21 protein-coding genes are annotated in these 19,478 nt (G+C 64.2%); 9 read left to right on the forward strand and 12 right to left on the reverse strand.

The annotated features are described in order from the left end of the window. The first annotated feature begins 69 nt into the window (after positions 1-69). Positions 70-822, forward strand: a complete 753-nt coding sequence (locus ACFPFG_RS07310; protein WP_374620536.1) for an SDR family NAD(P)-dependent oxidoreductase — start codon at positions 70-72, stop codon at positions 820-822. 67 nt (positions 823-889) lie between these two features. On the opposite strand, the gene ACFPFG_RS07315 is transcribed toward ACFPFG_RS07310, so the two are convergent. Further along, complete coding sequence (locus tag ACFPFG_RS07315; RefSeq protein WP_312378980.1) at positions 890-2,125, reverse strand: porin; 1,236 nt, start codon at positions 2,123-2,125, stop codon at positions 890-892. 223 nt (positions 2,126-2,348) lie between these two features. On the opposite strand from ACFPFG_RS07315, the gene ACFPFG_RS07320 reads away from it, so the two are divergent. Beyond that, complete coding sequence (locus ACFPFG_RS07320; RefSeq protein ID WP_380105818.1) at positions 2,349-2,558, forward strand: hypothetical protein; 210 nt, start codon at positions 2,349-2,351, stop codon at positions 2,556-2,558. A 3-nt stretch (positions 2,559-2,561) separates the two neighbouring features. Here the strand turns inward: ACFPFG_RS07320 and ACFPFG_RS07325 are convergent, their stop codons facing one another. The 4 genes from ACFPFG_RS07325 to ACFPFG_RS07340 all read right to left on the reverse strand — a co-directional run bounded on the left by ACFPFG_RS07325 (position 2,562) and on the right by ACFPFG_RS07340 (position 6,500). After that, entirely contained in the window at positions 2,562-3,587 is a 1,026-nt protein-coding gene (locus ACFPFG_RS07325; protein ID WP_380105820.1) for a methionine synthase, read from the reverse strand. 116 nt (positions 3,588-3,703) lie between these two features. Next, a complete protein-coding gene (locus tag ACFPFG_RS07330) occupies positions 3,704-4,687 on the reverse strand; it encodes a DUF1852 domain-containing protein (protein WP_380105822.1) in 984 nt (327 codons plus the stop codon). Between the two features lie 44 nt (positions 4,688-4,731). Then, positions 4,732-5,313 carry an FMN reductase gene (gene msuE, locus ACFPFG_RS07335; protein WP_380105824.1) on the reverse strand — a complete coding sequence of 194 codons (582 nt, stop codon included), beginning with the start codon at positions 5,311-5,313 and terminating at the stop codon, positions 4,732-4,734. Positions 5,314-5,597: 284 nt separating this feature from the next. Beyond that, on the reverse strand, positions 5,598-6,500 hold the full coding sequence (locus ACFPFG_RS07340; protein WP_380105826.1) for a LysR family transcriptional regulator: 903 nt from the start codon (positions 6,498-6,500) through the stop codon (positions 5,598-5,600). 104 nt (positions 6,501-6,604) lie between these two features. On the opposite strand from ACFPFG_RS07340, the gene ACFPFG_RS07345 reads away from it, so the two are divergent. From ACFPFG_RS07345 to ACFPFG_RS07355, 3 genes are all read left to right on the forward strand, one after another. After that, a complete protein-coding gene (locus ACFPFG_RS07345) occupies positions 6,605-7,579 on the forward strand; it encodes a Bug family tripartite tricarboxylate transporter substrate binding protein (RefSeq protein WP_183018471.1) in 975 nt (324 codons plus the stop codon). 63 nt (positions 7,580-7,642) lie between these two features. Further along, positions 7,643-8,512 carry a substrate-binding domain-containing protein gene (locus ACFPFG_RS07350; RefSeq protein WP_197956902.1) on the forward strand — a complete coding sequence of 290 codons (870 nt, stop codon included), beginning with the start codon at positions 7,643-7,645 and terminating at the stop codon, positions 8,510-8,512. A 102-nt stretch (positions 8,513-8,614) separates the two neighbouring features. Beyond that, positions 8,615-9,718 (forward strand): porin, encoded by a 1,104-nt coding sequence (locus ACFPFG_RS07355; protein WP_312378985.1) that lies wholly within the window; start codon positions 8,615-8,617, stop codon positions 9,716-9,718. A gap of 32 nt (positions 9,719-9,750) precedes the next feature. Here ACFPFG_RS07355 and ACFPFG_RS07360 read toward each other — a convergent pair whose 3' ends face one another. The 6 genes from ACFPFG_RS07360 to ACFPFG_RS07385 form a co-directional block, all read right to left on the reverse strand. Then, a complete protein-coding gene (locus tag ACFPFG_RS07360; RefSeq protein WP_312378986.1) occupies positions 9,751-10,029 on the reverse strand; it encodes a hypothetical protein in 279 nt (92 codons plus the stop codon). 231 nt (positions 10,030-10,260) lie between these two features. After that, positions 10,261-10,752, reverse strand: coding sequence for a GNAT family N-acetyltransferase (locus ACFPFG_RS07365; protein ID WP_312378987.1), 492 nt, complete (start codon positions 10,750-10,752; stop codon positions 10,261-10,263). A gap of 181 nt (positions 10,753-10,933) precedes the next feature. Continuing rightward, entirely contained in the window at positions 10,934-11,371 is a 438-nt protein-coding gene (locus tag ACFPFG_RS07370; RefSeq protein WP_312378989.1) for an acetyltransferase, read from the reverse strand. 214 nt (positions 11,372-11,585) lie between these two features. Then, positions 11,586-14,873: an IPTL-CTERM sorting domain-containing protein gene (locus tag ACFPFG_RS07375; protein ID WP_380105830.1), complete on the reverse strand. Its 3,288-nt coding sequence runs from the start codon at positions 14,871-14,873 to the stop codon at positions 11,586-11,588. A gap of 563 nt (positions 14,874-15,436) precedes the next feature. Then, positions 15,437-15,916: a S24 family peptidase gene (locus tag ACFPFG_RS07380; protein WP_380105831.1), complete on the reverse strand. Its 480-nt coding sequence runs from the start codon at positions 15,914-15,916 to the stop codon at positions 15,437-15,439. Positions 15,917-16,069: 153 nt separating this feature from the next. Then, positions 16,070-16,735 carry a S24 family peptidase gene (locus tag ACFPFG_RS07385; RefSeq protein WP_183018463.1) on the reverse strand — a complete coding sequence of 222 codons (666 nt, stop codon included), beginning with the start codon at positions 16,733-16,735 and terminating at the stop codon, positions 16,070-16,072. A gap of 73 nt (positions 16,736-16,808) precedes the next feature. Between ACFPFG_RS07385 and ACFPFG_RS07390 the strand changes: the two genes are divergently transcribed. Genes ACFPFG_RS07390 through ACFPFG_RS07405 form a run of 4 tightly spaced genes read left to right on the forward strand, consistent with a single transcriptional unit; the run spans position 16,809 to position 19,215 of the window. Further along, on the forward strand, positions 16,809-17,042 hold the full coding sequence (locus ACFPFG_RS07390; protein WP_183018462.1) for a helix-turn-helix domain-containing protein: 234 nt from the start codon (positions 16,809-16,811) through the stop codon (positions 17,040-17,042). Continuing rightward, entirely contained in the window at positions 17,035-17,733 is a 699-nt protein-coding gene (locus ACFPFG_RS07395; protein WP_380105834.1) for a hypothetical protein, read from the forward strand. The genes ACFPFG_RS07390 and ACFPFG_RS07395 overlap by 8 nt, the downstream gene beginning before the upstream one ends. Positions 17,734-17,756: 23 nt before the next feature. Beyond that, complete coding sequence (locus ACFPFG_RS07400; RefSeq protein ID WP_197956909.1) at positions 17,757-18,500, forward strand: hypothetical protein; 744 nt, start codon at positions 17,757-17,759, stop codon at positions 18,498-18,500. A 55-nt stretch (positions 18,501-18,555) separates the two neighbouring features. Continuing rightward, positions 18,556-19,215 (forward strand): hypothetical protein, encoded by a 660-nt coding sequence (locus ACFPFG_RS07405; RefSeq protein WP_380105836.1) that lies wholly within the window; start codon positions 18,556-18,558, stop codon positions 19,213-19,215. Between the two features lie 60 nt (positions 19,216-19,275). On the opposite strand, the gene ACFPFG_RS07410 is transcribed toward ACFPFG_RS07405, so the two are convergent. Next, complete coding sequence (locus ACFPFG_RS07410) at positions 19,276-19,425, reverse strand: TonB-dependent receptor (RefSeq protein ID WP_380105838.1); 150 nt, start codon at positions 19,423-19,425, stop codon at positions 19,276-19,278. Positions 19,426-19,478 lie beyond the last annotated feature (53 nt).

Below are 19,478 nucleotides of genomic sequence, written 5' to 3' on the forward strand. Positions count from 1 at the left end.
CAAACATAAAGTATACTGAATACCAACCATTTCACCCTGCTGACAACAGGCAATACAGGAGCAATCGATATGGCCGACATGGATGGCAACCCCGCAACCGGGGCGCCGAAGGGAACGGAACTCCTGCTGATCGGGGGATCTGGAGGCATAGGCTCGGCCCTGGCGCAGCGGCTCGCCCGCGAGGGGTTTCGCTCCATCGTGCTGGCATCCCGGCAACCCGCCCCCGTGGACGCCGCCATGGCGGCCATCGCGCATGAAACCGTCGACGTGAGCGACCTTGCCAGCGTGCAAGGCCTGGCCGCGCGCCTGCAAGGCAGGGACCTGCGGGCCGTCATCAACTGCGCGGGCGTCAATGGGAACCAGTCCCTGTTCACCGACGGCGATACCGGGACCGCACGGCGGGAGATGGAGGTCAATTACTTCGGAATGATGCACGTGGGCCTGGTATTCGGCCCACTGCTCGCGGCACGCGGAGGCGGTACCCTGATGACGGTGCTGAGCCTGCTGAGCCACGCCAGCCTGCCGCAGATGGCTACCTACTGCGCCAGCAAGGCGGCCGCGCACTCGCTGAACCAGTCCTTGCGCGCTCAATTGCGTACGCAGGGCGTGCGCGTCTGCGGCGTCTACCCCAGCGCGATCGACACGCGCATGAGCCGCGACCTGCAGGTCCAGAAGATGTCTCCCGGCGAGCTTGCCGATGCCATGGCCGACTTCCTGCAAGGCGGCGATGAAGACCTTTTCCCGGGCGAAGCCGCCAAGGCCCACGAGGCCTGGCGCCAGGACCCCGTGGGCTTTCAGCAGGCCATGGCCGCGGCGCCCTGATCCTCAGCGCGCTCCCCCACGCTTGCTCGCTACCCAAGGCCCGCTGGGCCTTGGTCTGCGTCAATCCTCAGAACCGATGCCGCAGGCCCACGCGCAACGCCGACTGCCGGCTCGTACTGGACCCGGGCAAGGTGAACAGCACCGCCGATGTGCCGTCTCCCGAGGCCTTCTCCCAATGGGCCGACACATAGAGGTCCGTGCGCTTGGAGAGCAGGTAATCGGCGATCAGGCTGGTATTGCGCCAGCGCGATTGCGCCATGCGGCTTTGGGAGAACGCCGCCTGCAGCTGCCACTGGTCGGTCAACCTGTAGGCCAGGGGAATGGCGAAGCTCGACAGTGCCTGCGTGCGTCCCGCTTCGCTTTCATACCTCGTATGCGTGGCCAGCGCGCTGAGAGTCGCCCGGCCCATGGTGTACCCAGCCCCTGCGCCCGCCGTGCGGTAGTTGGACAGTTTGACGGGCGTCGACTTGCCGATCGGCGCCCCCATGAACTGAGACACACCCAAGGCCGCTCCCGGCGTGATCGTGGAGCCCCTGATCTCGGTCATGGCCGCACCCGCGTTGAAGCCATCCCTGGCGTAGGTCACACCGATGCTGTAGGCCCTGCCCGCATTGGTGGTGCTGGTCCCATCCTCCGAAAAGCTGTACTGGCCCGTGAACCGGAAATTGGCGATGACCGGGCTCCTGTAGGTCACCATGTTGTTCAGCCAGTTGCCGCCGACGCGGTCCGCGTCGCCCACCGTGGCTGAATAGATCCCCGCCCCCAGAACCGGGCTGAAGCGGATCAGCGTGGTGTTCATCTGGTCGAACTGGCGGCCCATCGAGAACTCTCCCCATGATTTGTGCGACAGGCCGACGAGGGAAGCGCGGCCAAAGCCCAGCCCCCCTTGCCGCAGCGCACCGGTATCTCCGGCAAAACCCATCTCCAGCGTGAAGAAGGCGGACAGACCGCCGCCGAGTTCCTCCAGGCCGCGGAAGCCCAGACGATTGCCTTGAAGAATGCTGTCATCCATGCGCGTGACCGATGAGCCGGCAATGTTGCTCACCTGGGTCAGGCCCAGGTCGTAGATCCCATAGATCGTCACCGACGATGCACTGGCAGCACTGCAGCTGCCCATCGCCACCCATCCCACTGCTGCAGCCATCAACGCACCGGCTGGCAGGCGCGCGCCAGCCGGCAGGCACTTTCGCGCAAAACCGCGTGCCACAGACCAATGCCCCCCCGTAGGGAGCGGTAGCGGCAACGGGGTGCGCGCCGATGCCTGTGCGGCAGAACCAGGAACCAGAAAGGAAGTCGTGGGCATGGAATGTCTCCTTAAAAATAATTCTGTATATTGTATATTTTTACAAAGACATTTCGATGCCCCCTATGGAAAGCCATGAGTGTTCTTGTCGAAAGCGCGGGGGGAGGGGGGGGGAATGCTGCAAGCGGAACCAGAGGCCTGCGCTCGCGCGGAGCTTGGCCACCACCTCTCCGTTTTCAGCCATCCGTACTGCGACGGCCACAGAGGCATCGCTCGATTCTTGATGACCACGCTGCTGGCATCGGGCGGCTATCCTTGGCCCGTGATCCAGATCAGCCGGCCGGATGCCTACATGCAGGCGCTGGAGAGCGCCAGCGCCAAAGGCCGAACCGCGCCTCCAGCCGAGTTCATTGCACAGGAAGTGCAGGACTGGTCTCCAAAGCGCGAAACGGCGGCAAGGCCTGGTCGTTGCTCCCCAGGTTCACTCCAATAGACATCAAGCCGTGGCCAACCGATCCTTGGCCAGCCTCGTGCCTTCTGCCAGCGCCTTCAGCTTGCGCCACGCCACGTCCCGGCCCATGGGCGCCAGGCCGCAGTTCGTGCAGGGGAACAGCCGCTCCTTCGGCACGAACTCCAGTGCCCGGCCGATGGTGTCCGCCACTTCCTCGGCTGTCTCCACCACGTCGCTGGCCACATCGATCACGCCGACCATCACGTCCTTGCCGGCCAGCAGCCTCATCAGGTCGGGCGGCACATGGGAGTGGATGCATTCCAGGCTGACCTGGTCGATGCGGCTCCTGGCCAGCGCGGGAAACACCGTCTCGTACTGGCGCCATTCCTCGCCCAGCGTGCTCTTCCAGTCCGTGTTGGCCTTGATCCCGTAGCCGTAGCAGATATGCACGGCCGTCGTGCAGGTCAGGCCCTGCGCTGCGCGCTCCAGCGCCTGCACGCCCCAGTCGGCGGCATCCTTCATGTAGACATTGAAGGCGGGCTCGTCGAACTGGATGATGTCCACGCCGTCGGCCTGCAGCGCCAGGGCCTCCTGGTTGAGCAGCTCGGCAAAGGCGAAGGCCATCTTGACCTTGTCGCCATAGAAGCGGTCCGCCACGGTATCGACGATGGTCATCGGGCCGGGCAGCGTGAACTTCAGCTTCTTCCTGGTGTGCGCACGCGCCAGCTGCGCCTCGAAGGCATGCACGCGGCCCTTCAGGCGCAGGGCGGCAACCACCTGCGGCACCATCGCGTCGTAGCGGTTGTCGCGGATGCCCATCTTCACCTTGTTGTCGAAGTCGATGCCCTCCACCTGCTCCAGAAAGCCATGCACGAAATGCTGGCGCGACTGCTCGCCGTCGCACACGATGTCCAAGCCTGCATCTTCCTGGGCCTTGATCCACAGCAGGGTTGCATCGGCCTTGGCCTGGCGAAGCGCATCGCCCTCGGCCCGCCACTGGGGCCAGAGCTTGTTGGTTTCGGCCAGCCAGGCTGGCTTGGGCAGGCTGCCGGCGATAGAGGTTTCAAACATCGGAGAAGTCCTTCAAGGCAAAAATGGGTGGTGCCAGCGTACTTCAGGACCGTTGTCCCGAGCCGCTGCGCAATCAATGAAAAATGGTCTGTCTGTCTTTCTGTCTGCCTGGCCGGTCAGAGCGCGCAATCGGCAGCCCATTGCTCAAGAACATTCCTGTACGGCTCGATGAAATGCTCCTGCGCAAACCTGCCCTGCTTGACGGCCAGCTGGCTGCGCTCTTCACGGTCATAGACAATCTGCGTCAACGAGTAATCATGGTTCTGCAGGCTCGGCTGATAGATTTTTCCTGCCGCGCAATTGGCGTTGTAGATCTCGGGGCGGTAAATCTTCTGGAAGGTTTCCATGGTGCTGATGGTGCCGATCAACTCGAGATTCGTGTAGTCGGCCAGCAGGTCGCCCTGGAAATAGAAAGCCAGGGGTGCAACGCTATTGGGTGGCATGAAGAATCGAACCTGCATTCCCATCTTCCCGAAATACCGGTCCGTCGATGACAGCTCATTTTGCTGATACTCGGCACCCAGTACGGGATGCTGGTTTCCGGTGCGCTGATAGGTCTTGCTGGTAGAGGCGCTGATGCAGATGACGGGGGGCTTGTTGAAGTGCTCCCTGTACGTGCTCGAACGGGCGAATTGCTTGAACAGCTTTCCATGCAGGTCGCCAAAATCGTCCGGCGTGCTGAACTCCTGGCGGTTGATGTTGTATTCCGGCAGCAGAACACTGAAGTCATAGTCACGCACGTAGGATGAAAAATTATTCCCTGCGATACCGGCTATGCGCTTGTTCGATTTTCTGTCGAGAATGCTGGTCTTCAATATCTCGATCAACGGAAATACGCCACTTCCCATCTCCGCACCCATGCCCATGTCCACGGAGATGATGTCCAGCTCGACGGAATAACGGTCTCCCGTCGGATTGTCCCAATGCGCCAGGTCATTGAAGCGGTTGTCAATCATCCTCAGCGTGTGGCGCAGGTTCTGTTGCCGGCTCGCTCCCCGGGCCAGATTGGCAAAGTTGGTGGTAATGCGCGTGCTGTCCGATGGGTGATAGTTCTCATCGAAACGGATGCTCTTGAGGCTGAAGTGCAGTTCTGCGTTCATGGTGATCCAATGACCTGAGCTGTAAATAAAAAACGTTGGTTGATTCAGGCCGCAGCCATTTCCTCGGCCAGGCAGGGCCTGGCGCGGTGCATCAGCTCGACCAGCGGCAATGCCCGTTGCACCGCCAGTGCGGCCCGCTGTATCAGTGCCTCGTCGTGCAGGCGGTAGTCCACGAAATCCTTGTCGGTCGCGTAGACGCCCAGCGGCAGGGTGCGCGCCTGGAAGAAGCTGAACAGCGGCCGCAGCTGGTGGTCGATCACCAGGGCATGGCGCTCGCTGCCACCGGTGGCCGCCAGCAGCACGGGCTTGTCGATCAAGGCGTCCTGGTGGACGAAGTCGAAGAAGTGCTTGAACAGGCCGGTGTAGGCACCGCGAAAGACCGGTGTGGCCACCACCAGCACATCCGCCTGCTCCACCGCCGCAAGCTCACGCTCCACCGTCCCGGGCAACTGCGAGCGCCACACCGCGCCGGCAAGCTGCGGCGCAAGCTGGCCCAGTTCCACCAGGCGTTGTTCGCACGGAATTTCGTCGGCGATCAGATCAGACAGATGCTCTGCCAGGGCGGCAGATTTGGAGGGGCGTTGCAGTCCACCGGAAACGGCGACCAGACGGAGCGGACGTGACATGGCTGCTTTCACGCGAGAGGGCCAAGTTCAGCGCAGGAGCCGGCTCTGGCATCCATGCGATCCGAGGGTGTGGTGATGACCATGACTGCTTCCCAAAATGCAAACGAACAATGGGAGCGAATGGTATGGATGCGAATCGATGAAGTAAAATGGTTTTATTTCACAGATGCATGATCTGCATTCATGTGAAGGTGTGATCCCATCCTTCTTCGCACTGCGCTATGCGGCAGCCATGCCAGGGCCTGCGCGCAACGGGTTTGCAACGCAGTGAATCCAAGGCCAGTTCAGCCGCCCGCCCCCTGCACCTGCACCAGGCACTCCCGCAACGCCTGCGCCACGGGCCCGAGCACGCGGTCGCGCCGTTGCAGCAGGCCCAGGGTGCGCCACACATCGGGCGCGGTCAGGGGCACGCCGCAGACCTGGGCGTGGTCCTGGCGCAGGGCCAGCTGGGGCACGGCGGCCAGGCCCAGGCCCGCTTCCACCAGGGCCAGGGCGCCTGTGACGTGGTTGCATTCATGCCAGGCCACGGGCTGCTCCGGCAGGCCGGCCATCACCTGGTCCAGCAGCAGACGGTTGCCGCTCTTGTGGGAGACGGAGACCAGCCGCTTGCCCGCCAGCTCGGCCCACTCCACCTGGCCGCGCCCGGCCCATGCATGGCTGCGCGGCATGGCCAGCACATAGCGCTCGCGCGTGAGCGCCTCAAAGCGCAGCAAAGGCTCCTGGCTGCCCGTGAAGCTCAGGCCGAAGTCCGCATCCCCGCGCAGCACGGCCTCCACCACCTGCTGCGCGCTCTCGTCGATGACGTGCACCTGCACATCGGGCTGCTCCACGGCAAAGGACTTCAGCACGGGCGGCAGCAGATTGGTGGCCACCGACGGCACGCAGGCAACCGTCACCCGGCCACGGCGCAGCTTCAACTGGTCATCCACGCGCTGCACGGCCTCGTCCAGGCCGGCCAGTGCCCGGCGCGCCTCCTGCAGGAATTCATGGCCCACCTCGGTCAGCTCCACACGCCGCGTGGTGCGCTCCAGCAGCCGCGCGCCCAGCACGGACTCCAGCCGCTCCACCCGGCGGCTCAAGGCTGGCGGTGAAAGAAAAAGCGCTTCTGCGGCCAGGCGAAAGCTGGCCTTCTCGGCCGTGGTCACGAAGGCAATCAGCTCCCCCATGTCGAATTTGATGCGCCGCATGCAACAGTCCTTCTAAAAGTTGCAATTCACAGAATAACACCCGCTGCATAGGATGGCGCCCTTGACAACGCTGGCCCCCTGCCAGCATGCAACGGAGACAAAAAATGCAGCAACGCAGACTCATCGTGGGCGGCGCCCTGGCCGCCCTCGTTTCCCTGGCCGTGGGCACCGCCCAGGCCCAGGACTTCCCCCCCAGGAAACCCGTGGTCATGGTGGTCGGCTTCGCCGCAGGCGGCTCGGCCGACATTGCCGCGCGCATCATCGCCAAGAAGCTGGGCGAGAACATCGGCCAGAGCGTGGTCGTGGAAAACAAGCCCGGCGCAGGCGGCAACCTGGCCCACACGCAGGTGGCCAATGGCCCGTCCGACGGCTCGGTGCTGCTCTTCGGCTCCATCGGCCCGCTGGCCATCGCGCCGCACTTCATGAAGATCGGCTACGACCCGCTCAAGGACCTGGCCCCCATCACCATGGGCGTGAACTTTCCCAACGTGCTCGTCGTGCCTGCCGCCACCGGCATCAAGACCCTGGGCGAATACGTGGCCAAGGCCAAGCGCGAGCCCGGCAAGCTGGACTTCGCCTCCACCGGCCCCGGCTCCGCATCGCACCTGGCCGGCGAACTGCTCAACGATGTCGCCAAGATCGACACCCTGCACGTGCCCTACAAGGGCGGCGCGCCCGCCCTGCAGGACGTGCTGGGCAACCGCGTGACCTCCTTCTACGCGGCCCCGCCCACGGCCCTGCCCCACATCGAATCGGGCAAGCTGATCCCGCTGGCCACCACGGGCCTCACGCGCCCGGCCTACCTGCCCAACGTGCCCACCGTGGCCGAAAGCTTCCCCGGCTTCAACGCCACCAACTGGTACGCCTTCGTGGCATCCGCCAAGACGCCCAAGCCCTTGCTGGACCGCTGGAACACCGAGCTGATCAAGGTGCTGAACACCCCCGAAGTACGCGACAACCTGCTCAAGCACGGCCAGACCGCCGCCCCGGGCACCCGCGAGGAACTGGGCCAGTTCATCGCCGCCGAGCACGCCAAGTGGGGCCGCATCATCCGCGAGCGAAAAATCACCGCCGATTGATCCCCCGGCAGCCTCGGCAGCCTCGGCCGCATCCCCCAACCATAAAAAACCAGGAGACAAACCATGACCGCCATCCATTCCACCCCCCTGCCGCCCTCTGTGCAGTCCTCTCTGCAGTTCTCCGTGCCATCCACCCTGCGCCGCCGCACCCTGGGCGCGCTGCTGGGCGCCGCCCTCAGCCTGGGCCTGGCCCTGGGCGCTGCCACGCCCTCCACGGCCAGCGCAGATGAAATCCGCGTGGTCACCTCGGGCGGCTTCTCTGCCGCCTATGACCAGTTGATACCCCTGTACGAGCAGGCCACGGGCCACAAGGTCGTCACCTCGCGCGGTGCCTCCATGGGCAATGCGCAGGACTCCATTCCCAGCCGCCTGGCACGGGGCGAGCAGTTCGATATCGTCATCCTTGCGGATGGAGCCTTGGACAATCTGGCCGCCCAAGGCAAGGTGGAAGCGGGCAGCCGCGTGGACCTGGCGCGCTCCATGATCGGCATGAGCGTGCGCAAGGGCACGCCCAAGCCCGACATCAGCACCGTGGACGCGCTCAAGCAAACCCTGCTGGATGCCAAGACCATTGCCTACTCGGCCAGCGCCAGCGGCACCTATCTGGCCAACGAACTGTTCCCGCGCCTGGGCGTGGCCGAGCAGATGAAGGGCAAGGCCACCCGCATCCTCAGCGAGCGCGTGGGCGCCGTGGTGCTGCGTGGCGATGCGGACATCGGCTTCCAGCAGGTGAGCGAACTGCTGCCGTTCAAGGAACTGGAATTCGTCGGCCCCCTGCCCGATGAAGTGCAGCAGCGCGTCTTCTTCTCCGCAGGCGTGGCCACCGGCGCCAAGAGCCCTGAGACCGCGCGCCACCTCATCCGCTTCCTGGCAGCCCCCGCCGCCGCGCCCATCGTGCGCAGCACCGGCATGGAGCCGGCGGCCAAGCCCTGACGGCAGGGCCCCGAGCCCTCAAGGCCCTCGACACAGAGGGGGCCTTCACCCCTCCCCCGGTTCGACCTCCATTCAGCGGCGCTGCAACGGCACTGCTGCGGCATGCCGCTGCCCAGCCCTATCACCCTCGCCACATCCATGAACACCAAAACCCTGGTGCTGATCACCCTCGCCGCCGCACCGCTGTCGGCCCTTGCGCAATCCAGCATCACGCTCTACGGCATTGCCGATACCGGCGTGCGCTACACCAGCGGCCTCACCGCCGCCAACGCGGCCAGCAACAGCTCGGGCGCCGCCCTGTCCAGCGGCGTCAACACCACCAGCCGCTTCGGGTTTCGCGGCCGCGAAGACCTGGGCGGCGGCATGTACGCCCTGTTCAACCTGGAGACCGGCCTGAACCTGGACACCGGCACCACCGCCAACTCCAGCAAATTCTTCGACCGCGCGGCCATCGTGGGCCTGGGCGGCAGCTGGGGCCAGGTCACGGCCGGCCGCCAGACCAACCTGCTGGCAGATGCCATCAGCCCCGTGGACCCCGTGGGCATGCGCTTTGCGTCCTTCAACCCCAACATCGCCACAGCGGCCCTGAGCAGCCACGGCCTGGGCGTGGAATACGGCAGCGCAGGCGCCACCACGGGCTCCTACCGGCTGGACAACTCGGTCAAGTACACCGGCCGCTTCGGCGGCCTCACCGCCCGCGCCATGTACAGCTTTGGCGAGACGGCGCAAGGCGGCTCCGCCCGCTCGTCGGCCGGCGCGGGCCTGGCCTATGGCACGCAGACATGGACGGTCTCCGGCGCCTACCAGCGCTTCAAGACCGCAGACCAATGGGAGCTGAAAGCCGCCACCCTGGGCGCCTCCTACAAATGGGACAAGCTGCGCCTTGCGCTGAACACCGCGCGCAGCGACGGCCAGACCAACGCCACCACCGCCCGCACCGTGCAGCGCGTGCACTCGCTGGGCGCCACCTGGTCGGCCCGCAGCACGCTGGACCTGACCGCCGCCCTGTACCGCATGGAACGCGAACGCAGCGGCCGCGCCGCAGACGGCTACACCCGCGCCCTGCTGTTTGCGGAATACAAGCTCTCGCGCCGCAGCAAGCTGTATGCGGAGCTGGACCGTACGCATTGGAGTGGAGGGTTTCAGGGCGGGCAGAACAAGGATGTGGCTACGGGGGTAACTGCGGGGTTGATGCATAGCTTCTGAGGGGCGTTGCGAGCACTTGCCCCATCGCCAACTCAGCCGCTCAGCTTTTTGAACGGCGTGTCGGAAGTGATCCAGCCCTTGCCTTGGGGGCAGATCACTTCCCTGTAACGCAGCTCTTTTTCAAAGCTCCACTGCTGGCCGAGTGCGCAAATGTCCCCTGCATTGAGGACAAATGCCACCGTCTGTGGATCGCCTTTTTTCAGCAGAACATCGACGCTTTGCGTCGCTTCCCACCGCCCACTCGGCGACTGGCTGCATCCCGAAGTTGCCAGCAACGCCATGATCGCGCCCATCCGCAGTACGTTTTGCATCAACTGCCTTTCTTGTAGTTGTCGCGCAAAGTTCCGAGCGACGGCTCTAGGCTGAACTGCGACATTCACGGCGCAGGGCCTGAGTGGCCGTAAAGGGTCGCAAGCTCTCGTTCGCACGACGGGACAGCGGACATCTGGCAGCCTATCCGCCTGTACTCGACGGTCGCGGAACGGCCAATCCGGCCAGTCGATACCGACAGACTGTATGCTGACGGGATCAAGACGCGCTGCTCAAACATCTAGTCGAGCGGGTTTGCCGGGTGCATGCAGGCGATAGCGCAAAAAACGAGTCCCCTCAATATCCAATGCGCCATCTGGCCGAAATCCCAGCTTGAGAATCCCTTTTATTCTGGTTCTTGAAGGTGGCAGCAAAATTGTGATGGAGTTCAGCCCCAAGCCAGTGAATGCACGTTTCACTATCTCTTGATAGATGGCTTTGCCACTTCCCCAGAATTTGGGGTGAAGCACCAAAGCGAGGTCGGCATCACCTTCCTCGTACTGCAAACCACCCCAGCCAGCAAATTGCTGATCAATTTCAAACGCCCATGGCCCATAGCCATATTGCTGCCACTGGGCATCTTTTTGCCGAGCCCATTCATTTGCTTTCGCCAGGTCGAAATTCGCGCTTCCAAGCGGCATTTGTCGTAGCACATCTGGATTGTTGTTCAGCGAAACAATATGATCCGGCTCAATTTCAGTGAGCCGCTTAAATTCCAAAATCATGCCTGTATCTGGTTGCCTATCCATCAAAATCAGAGCGTACCAAAACGGTAGTTGCTGACGGTGTATCTGAGCGTCAACCAAGGGTCGGCAGCAGTCCACAGTGCGGGGTTGCTGCTGATGCAAAGCAGGCCCCATACGAGCAGCACCCTTGGCTCGCCAAGCCGCAGCGGCCTGCTTCCAGCTAGCCCAGGTATCGCAGGTGAATAAGAGGATAAGGGCGTCCCTGCGAATCCACCTCCGAACGTCCAGTTTCAACGAACCCCATCCGTTGATAGAAGCCAACCGCTTGGGAGTTGTGCATGTTGACGTCTGTGCTCAATGCCCCGTGCAGCGCCAATCCATGCTGCAACAACTTGCGGCCGATGCCGGTGCCACGGACATCCGGATCGATGAACAGCGCCTCCATGTGCGTGCCATCGATCAGCATGAAGCCATGGGGCTGGTCATGTTCATCGACAGCAACAGTCACCGGCGCATGCGGTAGAAACTCGACCACTTCGGCATCGATTGCCTTTCGATCATCGGGACTGAGAAAGTGATGGGTGGCGTCTACGGAACGCCGCCAAAGGTCAACCAGAGCAGCACCATCTTCAGGACGTGATGTGCGGAGTGTGTACATGGCAACTTTGCAAATGATTCAGCGTTGCGTGAAGTATGACGGTACACACCTGCGAAGTCGCCTCGGCCCCAGTTGTACACACTGAACGGCGGCGTTGTTTCGGCAGCGCCTATGCGTGGGCCGCAATAGGAAACCTTGCGGAGCCCCTGTGTCCCGCCGGCAACTCATCTGAAACCCGTCGCTGGGACGGCTTTGCCTTGGTGACAGCTTGGCTTCACTTTCTGACCAGCGGTGCGCAACCACCGCTCAACGCTCGGCGACGCACCGCCACCAGACCCGCCGCCAGCAGCGAAAGCAACGCCAGCGCCCAGGGGCCGAGTGCGGGGATGGCCTGCGGGGCCAGCAGCACGGGCATGCCGGGGTCGGTGATCTGGTTGGGCACGGAATCGCTGTCACCCACGCCGCCATCGGCCAGGGTGAAGGTCACGCTCAGGCCGTCGGGCGCAAACTGCGCGCCGGGCAGCGCATACCAGTGCGGCTGCGCGCAGGCAGCGCCGGTGCAGCCCAGCCCGTCGGGGCTGGGGCCGTATTTGTAATAAACGGCCCTCTGCGGCACTGGTGTGGTGAAGTGCACGGTCACCTGCGCATCTGCATTGCCGGCGACACGCCCTAGCACCAGCCCCAGCGGCGCGTGCACCGCACGCACATGAGACGGCAAGGGCGCGGGCAAGGTGGAGGCAAAGGCGGCGCTGCTGATCTCCCAGCCGTTCGCGCTGTCCACCTCCACCGCCCCCAGATTGCCGTTGCCGCCCGCACCCTGCCACGGTGCGCTGCACAGCTGCGCTGCGCCGCCATATTCACCGCTGCACTGCCATTTGTATTGGCCGCTAGCGGATAGCACGGCCCCTGGCGTGCCCGTGGCGCACAGATTCGCGCTGGGCTTGAAGGCCACAGCACCGGTGGTCGCTGAGCCGCAGGTGGCATCGACCGGGTCGTGGGTGAAAGTGGCCGAAACGCTACGCGGGCTGATCACGTTGGTGAGCTGGCATGCACCCGTGCCCGCGCAGTCGCCTGACCAACTGGTGAAGTGATAGCCCGTATCGGGCATGGCGGTGCAGCTTGCGCCCTGCCCATGGCTAACGGGGTTGGGTGCGCAGGTGACCGTGCCGTTGGTTGTGGCGGGGGTGATGTTGATGGGGTAGGTGTTCAGCGCGAAGGTGGCGCTCACGCTGCGCGGGCTGGTCACGTTGGTGAGCTGGCATGCACCCGTGCCCGCGCAGTCGCCTGACCAACTGGTGAAGTGATAGCCCGTATCGGGCGTGGCGGTGCAGCTTGCGGCCTGCCCATGGCTAACGGGGTTGGGTGCGCAGGTGACCGTGCCGTTGGTTGTGGCGGGGGTGATATTGATGGGGTAGGTGTTCAGCGCGAAGGTGGCGCTCACGCTGCGCGGGCTGGTCACGTTGGTTAGCTGGCATGCACCCGTGCCCGCGCAGTCGCCTGACCAACTGGTGAAGTGATAGCCCGTATCGGGCATGGCGGTGCAGCTTGCGCCCTGCCCATGGTTAACGGGGTTGGGTGCGCAGGTGACCGTGCCGTTGGTTGTGGCGGGGGTGGCGATGGAGTGGGTGTTGGGCGTGAAGGTGGCCGAGACGGTGCGCGACGCGGTCACGCTGGTGAACTGGCATGCACCCGTGCCCGTGCAATCGCCCGACCAACTGGTGAAGTGGTAACCCGCATCGGGCGTGGCGGTGCAGCTTGCATCCTGGCCGTGGGTGACGGGGTTGGGCGTGCAGGTGACTGTGCCGTTGGCCGGGGCGGGGACGATGCCGATGGAATAGGTGTTGAGCACAAATGTGGCACTCACGCTGCGCGGGCTGGTCACGTTGTAGAGAATGCACGCGCTGGCAGTGCCCGAGCAATCGCCCGACCAATGGGTGAAGTGGTAGCCCATAGCGGGCGAGGCGACGCAGATAGTGTCTTGCCCATGGGGCACGGGGTTGGACGTGCAGTTCACGCTGCCGCCGGTGACGGCGGGGGTGGCGATGGCGTAGGTAATGGGCGCGAAGGTGGCTCCCACGCTGTGCGCGCTGGTCACGTTGGTGAACTGGCATGCACCCGAGCCCGCGCAATCGCCCGTCCAGCCGGTGAACTGAAAGCCCGTTTGCGGCGTGGCAGTGCAGCTAGCGCTCTGGCCGTGGGGCACGGGGTTGGGCGTGCACGACATGCTCCCGCCCGTGGTGGCAGTGGTGGTGATGGCGTAGGTGATGAGCGTCGTGTTGGCAGAGACGGTGGTAGTCCCGAGAACCAGGGGCTGGCAAGCCCCCGTGCCGCTGCATGCGCCGCCCCAGCCGCTGAAGGGGCGGGCGACAGGGTCGTGCACCGTGGCCGTGCAGGTGGCACTGGAGCCATGGGTCACGGGGTTCGGGGTGCACTGTGCGCTGGCGATGCCCGCATCCGTGTTGACGGTCACCATGTATTGGCGCGGTGCCAGGCAAGTGGCCGTGGTGCCGCCGCTGATGCCCGCGCAATCCCAGCGGAAGGCATCGGCCGCGGCAGACTGGTTGGTGGCCGAACCGGCGCTGCACAAGAGGGTTGGCAAGGTGAGCGAAGGCGCAGTGCTGCCACACGCGCCGTTGGTGGGCGGCGGGGCGAAGGTGGCGCTGATGGTGCAATTGCCGGTAATGGTCGCAGTGGTGTAGGTGTTGCCTGCAAGCGATCCGCCGCAGCCGCTGACCTGCACCGTGTAGCCCGGCGGCGTGGTGAGCGTGAAGCTGGCCTGCTGCCCCGCCGCTACATCGCGCCCCGCCTCGATGCTGCCTCCGCCCGTGGCCTGGGAGGCAACGAGGTAGGTGCGAGGCACGGAGCATTGCGGCGAAGGGTTGCCGCCGTAGCTGCTCTGGCACACCCAGGTGAAGGAGTAGGTATCACCCATCACGCCGCTGGTCGTGCCCACGCTGCACAGCAAGGAGTCTGGCGGATAGCGGCGAGGCGTGTTGCTGCTGGCGCTGCCGCACACGCCATCGAGCTGCACGGAACCGGCCTCGACCGTCATGCCGATGGAGGTCTGCGGCTCGGCCACCCAGGCTGGGTTGTGGCTCGCGCCCGAGTACCAGGTCAGCCCGTCATTGGTGGCCGTGGTGATCTGGCGGCGGATCATGGTCTGGCCGATGCTGCGCACCACCACCCAGGCAAAGTCGCCCGCCGCCACGATGCGGTCGCCTGTGAACACGCGCATGCCTGGCACGGCCGCGTCGGCGGTGAAGGGGGCGCAGGCCGTCATGTCCACGAACGGCGTGGCGGCGCTGGCATCGGTTGCGCACACTTGCAGCTCGAACTGGTCGATCTGGGTGAGATTCATCTTCACCTGCGTGATGCGCAGCGACTGGCTGCCAATCGGGATGCGGTTGGCCACCCACAGGTTGGTGTGGTAGCTGGAGTTGTGCTGGATGAGCCACGGGTCATTGGCGGCTGCCAGGTTGTCGAATACCGTGACTGCACCAGCAGACACTGAAGCCGCTGCCGTCAGCAGCAGCGCGGCAATTCGAAGGGCAAGGGTTTTCATGCGATGTGGTGGGTGGGTGGAGCTGTGTTCCACCCAGCCGCGATCGGCCATGAAAAATGCTTTCAGCGCTTGTGCATCAAGCGCTGAAAGCCGTATTCATGGAAGCATGTGGCACGGGTGGATGCGCACTGCCGGCCATCTTGCGGGCGCGCAGCCCTGGCGGCTTGACTGTGCGTTCGTGCCGCGCTTGACTGGATGTTTCAGACGTGCAGGCTGGGCAGCCAGTCGGCGTACTCGGCCGACGCGGGTGTGGAGGGCGTGGGCGGAGCCATGCCGGTGGCACGCGCTTCAGCTCTCGCCATGGTCACAAATGGTGTTGGCGTCGGTGGGAATATATCTGTCAGGATCGAGCGACTATGCCGCTGCTGAGTCGGCGGTACGAGAGTCCTGTGGGAGGCTGGTTGCGGTCAATCAGCCCAGCAGGCGCGACGTCTGCTTTCACTGCAAAGCCGACACCCTCAAGCAACAGATGAGCGCCACCAAATGGCTCGATATCAGACCAGAAGCTGGACTACTGGCCAAGCCGGTGTTCACGGAACTGCGCACACTGGCAGATCCTCGGTTCACGGTCGCGGAAACTTCCGGCGCAACTCCAGCATGGTTCCGATCACGGAAAGCTCGTAGTTGTCACTGCGCATAACGGGATGGTCCTGGTTGAGCGGCATCAGCTCAAAGACCTCCTCGCCGCTGTCATCGTGGCCGAGCAGCCGGTACTTGCGAAACAGGGTTTCATTCTTTCCGGACTCGGCGGCCACATAGTCGCCGGGCTGCGGCGTGACGGCAGGATCGATCAGCACACGGTCACCTTCGCGGAAATCGGGGAACATGGAGTCGCCATCGAGTTGAAGGAAGAAAGCACCCTGCGAGGGACTGTCGTCTCCGAACTCCACGAGGCGAATCCTGCGGCGGCGGGACGGACCCGTAAAGCTCAGGGGAAAGGCGCGCCCCACCGCCGAGGCTGCACCATCTGCGGACACATCAACGTCCAAAAGCAGGTCTACGCTCAGTATCTTTCCGGCCACGGGAAGCCACATCTTGTCCATGCGGCCTGTCTTGAACCAACCATTGTCGGCCCGAGCCGGGAGACTCGCTCATGCCATTCACCAACCACCGCCATGGGATGCACCAGGGGCGTTGCACCCAGCCGCTCAACGCAAACGGCAAAGACCGGTGCGGCCGCGGGTAGTCCCGATCTTTTACCGGGCCTGGAGCCGCCTGCGGTGCTCGACGCCGGTGCCGCGCAGTTGGAGCACCTGCTCGTCGCTGCGCAGTGTGGGATGGTCTTCGTTGAGTGGCACCAGTTCAAAGATTTCCGCGCCGGCCTTGTCTATTCCACGCACCCGGTACTTGCGCAAGATGGCCCGTTGCCGGGAGTCGGTGGCCAGTACGCAGTCCCCCGGCCGGGGCGGCAGGGAGGGGTCGATGAGCACGCGGTCCCCTTCGCGGATTTCCGGGGCCATGGAGTTGTCGTCCAATTGCACGAAAAACCCATGAGGCGATGCGCTGTCGCTGGCGACTTCGATGAACAGGACCTCGCCATCATCGGAGTCGCCCATCGCGTCCTGTGTGCTGCCAGCGCCGACCTGCTGCATGCCGAGCAACGGATAGCGGCGCATGCCCTTGGGCAGCTGGAGCTGCAGCGCTGCGGCGTCGGCCGACATGGGGCCCTTGCCGCACTCAAGCCACAGCGCCGAGACACCACACAGCGAAGCGAGCGTGGCTGTCTTGGACGTGCCGCTTCCGCTTCTCTCAAGGTCGGCAATGGTCGATTGCCCCATGCCCGCCAGACGGCCCAGCTGCATTTGGGTGAGGCCCGCGAGATTGCGAGCGCTTTTGAGACGTTGGCCGAAATCGGTTGACATGCTCCGTAGCTTACGGAAAACCGATACTTCAAATTCGATTGAATAAAAATCGACTTTTCGATAGCATGACGCTATGGAATGGAAAGACTACCTCGCCAAAATTGCAGCGCAGGGTGTCAGTCAAAGCCAGATCGCCCGCGAAGTGGGCTGCGGTCAAGCAACGATTTCTGACCTCGCATTAGGCAAAACCAAGGAGCCGCGCACCTCGCTGGGCCTCGCGCTCATGCGCATCGGCAAACGCTGCGGCATCAAGACTCCGTGCGGCATAAGGCCCACAGCCCAGCCCGACAAGGCTGCACATGGCTGAGACCGCTCACCTCACCCACCGCTTCGCCCCGGGGCTTCGCTTTGACGGACTGTGGAACTACGCGGCGCGCACGCCGTCTGGCCGAACCTATTGGGCAAGGCTGCCGGCAACCCGGGCAGGCGGCGTGGCTGCAGCAGATCCACAGCGGGCCTGGTGGTGCGTGCGCCAGTGCGTTGCAGTGCTCAATCGCAGGCCCTGGCATTCCGCGCATCTGCCCTCGGGCCTGCCTGCGCAGCCGGAATGCGGCGATGTGGCACTGGCCCTGGGCGCAATGCTTGAGGACTGGAACGTGAAGGTGCTCCATGAGCCCTCGACACAGGCGCCCCTGCTGCGCAGCACCGACGCGCTGCTTGCCGGTGGCTGCTCTTTGCTGCAACTTCAGGCCGAAGATTCGAGCGATGGCGCGCAAGCCGTTTTCTGGGCCTGGGTGATCGGCGTGGAAATGCACGAGAGATTCCAGCGTGCAAAGCGCATTTCAGCCTTTGAAATGCCCGGGCGCCCTCGCGCCCTGCTGGTCTGGCCGTTCGGCTCGCCCCTGGCATGGAACCATGCCTTGAGGGTGACGGTGGATGACAAAGGGCTGTGCGATGCGCAAGGCATAGATGCGCGCGGGAGCCGATACCGGTGCACTGCGACCATCACGCTGGAGCCACTGAGCAACGACCTTGCCAACAACGACCGCTTTTCCTGACCGGCTTTTCCTGACCCGAAAAAATGCAGAAGTCCAATCTCGCGCCAGAGCAGTACGAGCGGGAAATTCCGCTGGAGCCAGCAAGTCCCGGTCAACGCCTCATGGGCGGCCTGCGCTTTGACGGTCACTGGCAATACAGGAGGTGTACGCAAGCCGGCAAGACCAGTTGGACACAACTGCCGATGGCCTTCGACCTTGTTGGCCCGGCCGACCCATATGGCGCCTGGTGGTGCGTTCGCCGGTGTGCCGTGGTTCTGGAGCAGCACCACTGGTTGTTCCTGCAACTGCCCGCTCAGTTGCCCCCTCTTCCCGGCGTACAGGAGCTGGCGCAGATCCTTGATGTGCTGCTGCCCGATTGGGACGTGCAGGCACATTTTCAATGCGCCCAGACGCCCTTGCTATGCGCCCAGGCGGTCGAGCAGGAAGGAAGTGCCTTGCTGATGCTGGAGTCACCAGAATGCGACGGCCCCAAGCCCGGCATTTTCTGGGCCTGGGTGGTGGGGTACGAGCCGGAGTTGCCGTTGTCGTGCACCGACGATTGCGTTGCATCCGAGGCCTTGCCATCAGCAGGAGTACAGGCCATGGCCGCTCCCAAGGCTTTGCTTGCACTGCCCTTCGGCTCGACCCTCCCCTGGTCCAGCGGATACGCCACCCGGATCCAGGTGCATGCCGACGGGTCCTGCCACCTGCATGGTGCGGACGGCCCCTGGCTCCCCTGCCAGTGGCTTGGCACGGTCACGCTCGCTGCCAGGCCTCCACCGGCCTGACGCTGGTGGATCTGCAGCCGCAATGCGCACGCCCAGGTCTCCCATTCATACCTTCATGCCCGGCCTGCGCTTTGATACGCAATGGCGCTACGAGGTGGATACACCGACGCGCAAGACGCGCTGGGCCACACTGCCCACGGTTCCCGATGCCCAGTGCCTGCCCGATCCGCAGGGCGCCTGGTGGTGCGCAAGACGATGCGCTGCCGTGCTGCGGCAACGGGCTTGGCTGCAGGTGCAATTGCCGCTGCAGTTGACGCCACAGCCCGGCCCGCAAGAGCTGGCGCAGGTTCTGGCGTTGCTGCTGCCCGGCTGGAGAGCGCAGCTTGAGAATTTCCCCGCCCTCGCTCCGCTGCGTTGTGCGCAAGCCATGCAGCGGGGCGGCAGCGCCATGCTGCTGTTGGAAATGCCAGGTCACAGATTTCGCTGCCCGGCGCTCTTCTGGACCTGGGTGATCGGCATGGAGCGATCTCCGCTGCGCCTGCGCTCTGCAAAAAATCTCACGCGCCTTGAACCCTATCCACCAGCGCAGCCGCTGCCCGAAGCCTTGCTGGCCATGCCCGCCCGCCGGTCAAGGCCCGGGGCCGACCGCCACGTCACCCGCATCCAGATGGATGCCACCGGACGCTGCATCTCGGATAACGCCGCCTGGCCATCGGATGGATGCAGGTGGCTGGCCTGCATCACGCTGGAGCAGTTGGGCGTGGGTTCAGCCTGAGTGGGGCCTGAGTTGGGCCTGAGTTGGGCCGTGGTGGCAATGCGCGCACGGCCCGTGCCCTCAGTCCGCCGCGCACGCCTGCCTCTCAGATGCGCGGCGTGTAATGAGCGTGAACATGACGTTGCGCGAGTCACCGAAGTCGTTGCTGCCGTTTTGTTCGACAAAGCCGGGGACCCAGTAGCGCTTGTCGAAGACGTTGTTGAGGTTCATGGCTAGAGCTGACTGCATGTGGTGACGGCGGCGCAGCGGGATGTGTTGTGGCC

The sequence above is a fragment of the Delftia deserti genome, from assembly GCF_042653485.1.
Lineage (GTDB): Bacteria > Pseudomonadota > Gammaproteobacteria > Burkholderiales > Burkholderiaceae_C > Comamonas > Comamonas acidovorans.

Bases quoted from the DNA above. Each gene is read 5' to 3' on its own strand.
- ACFPFG_RS07310 (WP_374620536.1), top strand. From the start codon at position 70: ATGGCCGACATGGATGGCAACCCCGCAACCGGGGCGCCGAAGGGAACG.
- ACFPFG_RS07315 (WP_312378980.1), bottom strand. From the start codon at position 2,125: ATGCCCACGACTTCCTTTCTGGTTCCTGGTTCTGCCGCACAGGCATCG.
- ACFPFG_RS07320 (WP_380105818.1), top strand. From the start codon at position 2,349: ATGACCACGCTGCTGGCATCGGGCGGCTATCCTTGGCCCGTGATCCAG.
- ACFPFG_RS07325 (WP_380105820.1), bottom strand. From the start codon at position 3,587: ATGTTTGAAACCTCTATCGCCGGCAGCCTGCCCAAGCCAGCCTGGCTG.
- ACFPFG_RS07330 (WP_380105822.1), bottom strand. From the start codon at position 4,687: ATGAACGCAGAACTGCACTTCAGCCTCAAGAGCATCCGTTTCGATGAG.
- msuE (WP_380105824.1), bottom strand. From the start codon at position 5,313: ATGTCACGTCCGCTCCGTCTGGTCGCCGTTTCCGGTGGACTGCAACGC.
- ACFPFG_RS07340 (WP_380105826.1), bottom strand. From the start codon at position 6,500: ATGCGGCGCATCAAATTCGACATGGGGGAGCTGATTGCCTTCGTGACC.
- ACFPFG_RS07345 (WP_183018471.1), top strand. From the start codon at position 6,605: ATGCAGCAACGCAGACTCATCGTGGGCGGCGCCCTGGCCGCCCTCGTT.
- ACFPFG_RS07350 (WP_197956902.1), top strand. From the start codon at position 7,643: ATGACCGCCATCCATTCCACCCCCCTGCCGCCCTCTGTGCAGTCCTCT.
- ACFPFG_RS07355 (WP_312378985.1), top strand. From the start codon at position 8,615: ATGCCGCTGCCCAGCCCTATCACCCTCGCCACATCCATGAACACCAAA.
- ACFPFG_RS07360 (WP_312378986.1), bottom strand. From the start codon at position 10,029: ATGCAAAACGTACTGCGGATGGGCGCGATCATGGCGTTGCTGGCAACT.
- ACFPFG_RS07365 (WP_312378987.1), bottom strand. From the start codon at position 10,752: ATGATTTTGGAATTTAAGCGGCTCACTGAAATTGAGCCGGATCATATT.
- ACFPFG_RS07370 (WP_312378989.1), bottom strand. From the start codon at position 11,371: ATGTACACACTCCGCACATCACGTCCTGAAGATGGTGCTGCTCTGGTT.
- ACFPFG_RS07375 (WP_380105830.1), bottom strand. From the start codon at position 14,873: ATGAAAACCCTTGCCCTTCGAATTGCCGCGCTGCTGCTGACGGCAGCG.
- ACFPFG_RS07380 (WP_380105831.1), bottom strand. From the start codon at position 15,916: ATGGACAAGATGTGGCTTCCCGTGGCCGGAAAGATACTGAGCGTAGAC.
- ACFPFG_RS07385 (WP_183018463.1), bottom strand. From the start codon at position 16,735: ATGTCAACCGATTTCGGCCAACGTCTCAAAAGCGCTCGCAATCTCGCG.
- ACFPFG_RS07390 (WP_183018462.1), top strand. From the start codon at position 16,809: ATGGAATGGAAAGACTACCTCGCCAAAATTGCAGCGCAGGGTGTCAGT.
- ACFPFG_RS07395 (WP_380105834.1), top strand. From the start codon at position 17,035: ATGGCTGAGACCGCTCACCTCACCCACCGCTTCGCCCCGGGGCTTCGC.
- ACFPFG_RS07400 (WP_197956909.1), top strand. From the start codon at position 17,757: ATGCAGAAGTCCAATCTCGCGCCAGAGCAGTACGAGCGGGAAATTCCG.
- ACFPFG_RS07405 (WP_380105836.1), top strand. From the start codon at position 18,556: ATGCCCGGCCTGCGCTTTGATACGCAATGGCGCTACGAGGTGGATACA.
- ACFPFG_RS07410 (WP_380105838.1), bottom strand. From the start codon at position 19,425: ATGAACCTCAACAACGTCTTCGACAAGCGCTACTGGGTCCCCGGCTTT.